The following is a 6,825-nucleotide window of genomic DNA, read 5'->3' as shown; positions in this document are numbered from 1 at the left end:
GGCGTCGGCGAAGGTCATCTGCTTCATCGGAAAACTCAGCGGGTGGAATCCGGGTATTTTGCCAAAATCAGGAAGTCTTTTTCAGAGTTTCCCTAACAGAGCGATACGCATAACGATGTCCTCAGAATAAATCGATGCCAACAGCTCAAACCTGCCCAAGAGCAGGCAGCGCCAGCATCAGCGGATGAATGATGACATTCAAGGCGGCTGGGGGACGCTAATGGGTTGGCCGCTGACATCTAAGGCCCCGAAAATGCCTGAAAGGATCAAACACCAGGGGGCATTAAGTAAGAAGGGTTAACGCGCCACAATCAACGGGTGGCCGCGTTCAGGATGTTGCTGCACCAGCACTTCAAGGCCAAATACTGCCTGCAGCGGCTCGGCGCGCAAGACTTCTTGCGGGGTGCCCAAGGCATGGGGTCTGCCACGCTCCAGCAGCAGCAGCCGATCACAGTAGCGAGCCGCCAGGTTGAGGTCATGCAGAATCACCAGCACCGCAGCGCCCTGCTCAACCACCGCGCGGGTGGCCTGTAGGGTGGTGTGTTGGTGCAATGGATCAAGCATGGACGTGGGTTCATCCAGCAGTAGCACCTGCCCTTCCCCACCGGGCCACAGCTGCGCCAATACGCGCGCCAGGTGCACACGCTGACGTTCGCCACCGGATAAAGCCAAGTAACTGCGACCAGCCAAGTGCAGAGCGTCGGCCGCTTCGAGTGCTTGCTTGATGATCTGCGCATCGCGTACACGGCCGCTGGCATGGGGTAAACGGCCCATGCCCACCACCTCTTCCACGCGAAAGGAAAAATTAAGCGTTGAGGTTTGCGGCAATACGGCTAACCGTTGAGCGCGCTCGCTACCGGGCCAGTCTTGCAAGCGGCGCTGATCCAGCCAGATATCGCCATGACTCGGCTGTAACTCACCGCACAACGCGCCCAGCAAGGTGCTTTTGCCCGCGCCGTTAGGCCCCAGCACGCCCAGTACTTCGCCGGGGCGCAACTCCAGATTGATGTCGGCCAATACCGTGCACGGGCCGCGCTGTACCGCCAGATTCTCTGCGCGCAGCATCAGGTACGCCCCCGCAACAGCAAGTAAAGGAAGAACGGCGCACCTATCAGCGCCGTGACGATACCAATCGGCAACTCGGCTGGAGCCAGCACCAATCGCGCCGCCAGATCAGCCAGCAGCAGCAAGCTCGCTCCGGCCAAGGCTGACGCCGGAAGTAGAACGCGGTGATCGGGCCCCACCAGCAACCGCACCAAATGCGGCACCACCAGCCCGATAAAGCCGATCATCCCGGCGGCAGCCACCGCCGCGCCGACACCCAGTGCCGTGCAGAACACCAGCTCAGCCTTGACCCGCTCCACCGCAAACCCCAAGTGACGCGCTTCCGACTCGCCCAGCAGCAAGGCATTCAAGGCCTTGGCCCGGCGCGGCAACCACAGCACCACCACCACAGTAACCAGCAACAGCGGCCATAAGCGGCTGTAACTGGCCCCATTGAGGCTGCCCAAGTTCCAGAACGTCAGGGTGCGTAAGGTGGCGTCATCGGCCAAATAGGTGAACAGACCAATGGCCGCACCGGCCAGCGCCGTTAGGGCGATACCGGCGAGCAACATGGTGGCCACATTGGTTTCCCCGTCGCGCCGCCCCAGACGGTAAACCAGCGCGGTCACCCCCAGCCCGCCAATAAAGGCAAAGAGCGAGAGCAGATAAGGCGCAAACACCTCCGGCAAACCGCCCATGGCCGCACCGCCAACAATCGCGATGGCCGCGCCCAGCGCAGCGCCACTGGAAACACCGATCAGGCCGGGATCAGCCAATGGATTACGAAACAGCCCCTGCATAGCCACGCCGCACAGAGCCAACACCGCACCGACCAGCAAGCCCAGCAGAGTGCGCGGAAGGCGGATCTGCCCGAGGATCAGTTCAGCCTGCTCCAAACCCTCACTGGCCACAGGCAAGCCGAGCAGGCGCAACGCGGCCTGCAGCGTATCGAGCAAGGGCAAGCTGACCGGCCCCAGGGCCAGTGACAACCAGAGCGCAAGCACCAGCAGCAGGCTCAGTGCAATAAACAGTGAGCGCGGACGAACAACAGGATTCATGGCGTTTGCTTAGCGTTAGCGATCAGGGGTTGGCTGGCAGGATAAAAGGCTGCGGACAAGGCCGCCAGCCCATCCGGCAAACGCGGCCCTAAACCACCGACCAATAAGGTTGGATCGAGCATAACCAAACGCTGATTGCGTGCGGCGCGGGTGGCGGCCAATGCCGGGTTCTGTTTCAACAGAGCATCCCGTGCTGCATCACCGGCCAGGCTGCGGTCAGCGATGATCACCACCTCAGGGTCCAGCGCCAACAGGGCTTCGGTCGACAAGGTTTTATAACCCGTATGGCTGGCCAGGTTGCGCCCACCAGCATGTTCAATCAGCCAATCAGCGGCGCTCGCCTTGCCGCCCGCCAAAGGGCTACCGCCGGCATGGCCGAGCAGCAACAGCACACCCGGAGCGGGCTGCTGACGTTGCGCCGCTTGCAACCAGTCGGCCTGCTGCTGGAGCCGATGCTGATAAGCGGCAAATGCCTGATCGGCGCGCTGCGGCTCACCCAATAGCGCGCCCAGGCGCTGCAGATTGCGCTGTAGGCTGTCCAGGTCCGGCGTGGATGAGAGCATTTCCACCTGCACACCGGCACCGCGCAACTGCGCCAGCACAGGCGGCGGGCCCATTTCCTCGCTGCCGATCAGCACTTCCGGGCGCAGCGCCAGCATGCCCTCTGCAGCCAATTGACGTTGATAACCGATGCTGGGCAACTCACGCAGTGAGACGGGGTGTTGGCTGGTGCTGTCCACACCGACCAGATGCTTCTCCCCGCCCAGCACCACCACCCATTCACTGAGCGAACCGCCGGAACTGATCCAGCGTTGTGGCAATGGCTCGGCGGCCAGGACGGAAGCAGACGAACACAGACTCACCCACAGGGCGAGCAAAGCACTAAGGCGATTCATGATGGGCCTCAAGAAGAATACGACTGTCCTGAATGCCCTGCTGCTGCAGCAAGGCCATCAGGTCGAGAAATGCCGTCAGCGGTGCCTGACGATCCAGCGCGAGGTCCAGGCTGGCGTTGCTGTTGGCCGTAAAGGCCTGTTTCAGCTCAGCGCGTAACGCTGGGAAATCGGCCTGCTGCACACCGTTGAAATGCCAATGACCGTCGGCTGTAAGCTGTATCTGCAAACGCTCACTTTTACCGGCGCTCGCGGCTGGCAGCGCTTCATCGCTCTGCGGCAGCTGCAAGGGCAACTCCAGCAGCGGCGTTTGCGCGGTGAGCATAAAGAACACCAGCACAATGAAAATCACATCAAGCAGCGGCGTCAGATCCGGCAGCAGGTTGCTTTGTGAGCTGGAGGCGGCGGGCAAGCGAATCACGACAGCACCCAACGTGCCGCGCGTTGATCGCCTTGCAGCTCGATATCCAAACCATCAAGGGCCAACTGGCAGCGATTAAGCAGCGCCTGCACACCTTCAAGGTAGCGTTCCGCCCAGAGCGCAAAGCCCTGCCCGGCCGCCAACGCCGGAATGGCAATCAGCAGCCCCCAGACCGTGGTGTAAAGCGCCTGCCACAGGCCATCGGCCAGCAGTGCCGGGGTCACGGCGGTATTTTGCCCGGCGATGGAGGAGAACATTTCCAGCATGCCCAACACCGTACCGAGCAGGCCGAGCATTGGTGCCAGCATGCCAATCAACTGCAACAACCGCAGTTGCCGGTGCAGGCGCTGTCGTTCTTCCAGCAGCCAGCAGCCGAGCAGCTCTTCACGCTGCAGCGCTGGCAAGGCGCTGTGCTTGAGCAGCAGCGCCAGGCCATAGCGCCAGCCATGTGCACGCCCTTGGCACTGTTCACGGTCACAGGTGCGGCAGGCGCTGACCGCCGCACGTGCTGCTGCCTGACTGAGCGGTTGCAAGCCGATAAACAGCCACAACCGCTCCAGAATCAGCGCCAGTGCCAACAAGGAACATAGCGCCAGCGGCCAGCCCAGTGGCCCCATCGCACTCCACCACTGGCTCATGTCAGCCCTCCAGTGCTGGCGCGCTTTCGGCCAGATCGCGCCAATCTTCACGCTCAGGGATGCCCGGTTTGCGTGCGCCAAACAGCTGCACGACCAGCTCACCTTCAGCGTCAAAGGCTTCCCAACTGGTGATCACGCCATCGGTGCTGGGTTTGCGTACGCGCCACAGCTCGGTCACACCCTTGGTTTGCAGGTGCAAATTGAACTCGGCATCCAGCACGTTGAACCAAGTGTCCATCCAGCGCAGGTTGCTGACCGGACCGGTATGAATCTGAATGCAGTGACGGTTACCGACGAACACCATGATCGGCACTTCACGGGCACCGGCTTGCTCCAGCAAGGTCGGCAGTTCGCTCACCGCCAGCGGCTCGGCCCACTCACGCCCAGCCAAACGCAGTGCCTGCGTGCGGGTTGTGCCGTGCTTTTTCAGCAAAGCGAAGAAATGGTGGGTGTCTTTCAAGGTCGACCAGCCCACACGCAGGCTGTTCACATCCACCAACGCGTCCGGCTGAACGGATTCGGCCTGCGGCAGTGGGCGCAGCTCCAGATCGGCGCTCTGTTCGACCATACGCATGCGCTCCAACAAGGGTGCCCAAGCATCCAGTTGGCTATCCTCGGTGAGAAACACTTTATGCACCGCAACGCCCTGGCGATCGAATACCTGAATGCTGCGCTGCACGCCTTTGCCCGTTTGTTCCTCAATGGCGAACACACTGGCCCAACCGGCGAGGAATAAACGCAGATCGATATCGGCCGACACCACCAACCCCATCTGCCCGTTGGCCATCACCGTGACCTCGCGGTAATAGCCTTTGCGCTCGTGCACGCAATGCTCGTTGCGGGTCAGCGCCATCACATAACCCAGCTCGCCGAGAGCAGGCAGCAACTGCGCCCAATCCGGTTGCAGACGCAGGGTATCGACGCCAATACGGCTTGCGACCAACTCCGCCTCACTCACCGCCAAACGCTCGGCGGCGTCACGGGCGCGCAAACGCGGCTGCTCGCTGCGCAGCACCTGCCAGGCCAGGTACAGATCATTCGGGGTTGCGGCGGACTGGGTTTGTGTATTCATCAAAAACTCCTCACGGGTTAATTAACGGCTCGCCGTCAAAGCGAACTGAATAGGTATTTGCACGCGACTGGGCACGGCCTGCCCGCCGGTTGTCTCTGGGAGAAAACGCCATTTGGCAACGGCCTCAAGCGCGGCGCGGTCGAGGCTGTCCACACCGGACGAGCGCAGCACATTGACGCTGCGTTGTTGGCCGCGCGCGTCGAGTCGCACTTCAACCAGCACCACGCCCTGTTGATTACGACGGCGGGCCTGGGAGGGATAACTCGGCTGGCGTGGCGGTTCGAGAAAGCTCGGTTGGCTGCTAAGCACCTCCACAGGCGCTGACGGCGCAGCCGGTTTGGCCGGTTCGCGCTCAACAGCTGCCGCGGCAACGACCTTCGCCGCCGCAGGTGCAGCCTGAGCCGGGGCCGATACGGTCGGTGGCGCAGAGGGCTTGGGCGGACTCACCACCGGCTCCGGGTTACGGGGTTTTGGCGTCACCAACGGACGCGCGGCAACCGGCGGTTTAGTCGCAACAGCGGGCTGCGGTTTGGGCAGCGACTGCAACTGCACAGGCTCGCTCGGGACGGGAGCAGGCGCGACTGACTGCAATACGGCGGACAGGCGCAACACCTGTGGCGCTTCACTGACCGGCATTGCCGCAGGCGAACGTGGATGCGTGCCATGCAGCAGCCAACCGGCGGCATGCAGCGCCAGCGAAAGCAGCAAAAAAAGCGATACACGCAGCATGAATGCACTCAAACCAAACAACGATGAATCTATTTGATAATTATTTGCATTCTCATGTCAATCTCGTTTAGGTTTGCCGCCGATGCCAACTTGGTGGTCACAGAAACCACCCGCAACGTCCCTGGAGTCCCCATGTACAGAAGTCCTCCATTTGCCCGTCGCCCCTTGCTTGCCCTGCTGCTGCTCAGCCCTTCGCTGGCACTCGCCGCCGATAAAACACCAACGCAGTTCGACACCATTACCGTGACCGCCACGCGTACCGAGCAAACGCTCGACCAGGTGCCCAACACCGTTTCGGTGCAGACCGAGCGCGACATTGATCAGAACAACATCAAAGACATCAAAGACCTGGTGCGCTACGAACCAGGTGTCACCGTCAGCGGCACCGGCAGCCGCTTTGGCCTGAGCGGTTTCAACATTCGTGGCATCGGCGGTAACCGCGTGTTGACGCAAGTGGATGGCACCAGCGTGCCCGGGGAATTTGCCTTTGGCCCATTCCAGAATGCCCGTCGCAACTACATTGATCTGGACACGGTGAAACAAGTTGAAATCATTCGTGGCCCAGCCTCGTCGCTCTACGGCAGCGATGCCATCGGCGGCGTGGTCAGCTTTATCACCAAAGACGCAGCCGACTATCTGGATGAAGGCGACGATACCTATGCCCGCCTGAAAACCGGTTACGACAGTTCAGACAAAAGCTGGCTGAAAAGCGCAACCCTGGTTGGGCGCACCGGGCCGGTGGATGGCCTGCTGCAATTGAGCCATCGTGGCGGGCACGAAGTGGCCACGCACAGCGGTAATGGCGGCATCGGCAACGGCCGTGGTGACGCCAACCCGCAAGACGTTAGCGAAGACAATCTGCTGGTAAAAACGGCCTGAATTCAACCCATAAGTGCAACGCTCACCCCTGCATACACTTCGTACGGTGTCTTCCAGCCCAGGCGTTTGCGTGGGCGTAAATTGATCTTCG

At 61.4% G+C, this 6,825-nt stretch carries 8 protein-coding genes; 1 reads left to right on the top strand and 7 read right to left on the bottom strand.

The genetic code is table 11. The features are described from left to right. Positions 1-297: 297 nt before the first annotated feature. Genes AUK77_RS05310 through AUK77_RS05280 form a run of 7 tightly spaced genes read right to left on the bottom strand, consistent with a single transcriptional unit; the run spans position 298 to position 5,855 of the window. Positions 298-1,065: a heme ABC transporter ATP-binding protein gene (locus AUK77_RS05310; protein WP_296126948.1), complete on the bottom strand. Its 768-nt coding sequence runs from the start codon at positions 1,063-1,065 to the stop codon at positions 298-300. After that, positions 1,065-2,048 carry an iron chelate uptake ABC transporter family permease subunit gene (locus tag AUK77_RS05305; protein ID WP_296126950.1) on the bottom strand — a complete coding sequence of 328 codons (984 nt, stop codon included), beginning with the start codon at positions 2,046-2,048 and terminating at the stop codon, positions 1,065-1,067. The genes AUK77_RS05310 and AUK77_RS05305 overlap by 1 nt, the downstream gene beginning before the upstream one ends. A 50-nt stretch (positions 2,049-2,098) precedes the next feature. Next, the gene (locus AUK77_RS05300) at positions 2,099-2,998 is read right to left on the bottom strand and encodes an ABC transporter substrate-binding protein (protein ID WP_296126946.1); all 900 of its coding nucleotides are present in this window, start codon (positions 2,996-2,998) and stop codon (positions 2,099-2,101) included. Then, positions 2,985-3,416, bottom strand: coding sequence for a biopolymer transporter ExbD (locus AUK77_RS05295; RefSeq protein ID WP_296126944.1), 432 nt, complete (start codon positions 3,414-3,416; stop codon positions 2,985-2,987). The genes AUK77_RS05300 and AUK77_RS05295 overlap by 14 nt, the downstream gene beginning before the upstream one ends. Further along, a complete protein-coding gene (locus AUK77_RS05290; RefSeq protein ID WP_296126942.1) occupies positions 3,413-4,054 on the bottom strand; it encodes a MotA/TolQ/ExbB proton channel family protein in 642 nt (213 codons plus the stop codon). The genes AUK77_RS05295 and AUK77_RS05290 overlap by 4 nt, the downstream gene beginning before the upstream one ends. 1 nt (position 4,055) lies before the next feature. Continuing rightward, on the bottom strand, positions 4,056-5,126 hold the full coding sequence (locus AUK77_RS05285) for a ChuX/HutX family heme-like substrate-binding protein (RefSeq protein WP_296126940.1): 1,071 nt from the start codon (positions 5,124-5,126) through the stop codon (positions 4,056-4,058). Between the two features lie 21 nt (positions 5,127-5,147). Next, a complete protein-coding gene (locus AUK77_RS05280) occupies positions 5,148-5,855 on the bottom strand; it encodes an energy transducer TonB (protein ID WP_296126939.1) in 708 nt (235 codons plus the stop codon). A gap of 132 nt (positions 5,856-5,987) precedes the next feature. On the opposite strand from AUK77_RS05280, the gene AUK77_RS05275 reads away from it, so the two are divergent. Continuing rightward, positions 5,988-6,734 carry a TonB-dependent receptor plug domain-containing protein gene (locus AUK77_RS05275; protein WP_296126937.1) on the top strand — a complete coding sequence of 249 codons (747 nt, stop codon included), beginning with the start codon at positions 5,988-5,990 and terminating at the stop codon, positions 6,732-6,734. The last annotated feature ends 91 nt before the right edge of the window (positions 6,735-6,825 follow it).

Origin of the sequence: Pseudomonas sp. Ga0074129 (assembly GCA_001465025.1) — a bacterium.
GTDB lineage: Bacteria > Pseudomonadota > Gammaproteobacteria > Pseudomonadales > Pseudomonadaceae > Aquipseudomonas.
This window is presented reverse-complemented; position numbering and strand designations above follow the sequence as displayed.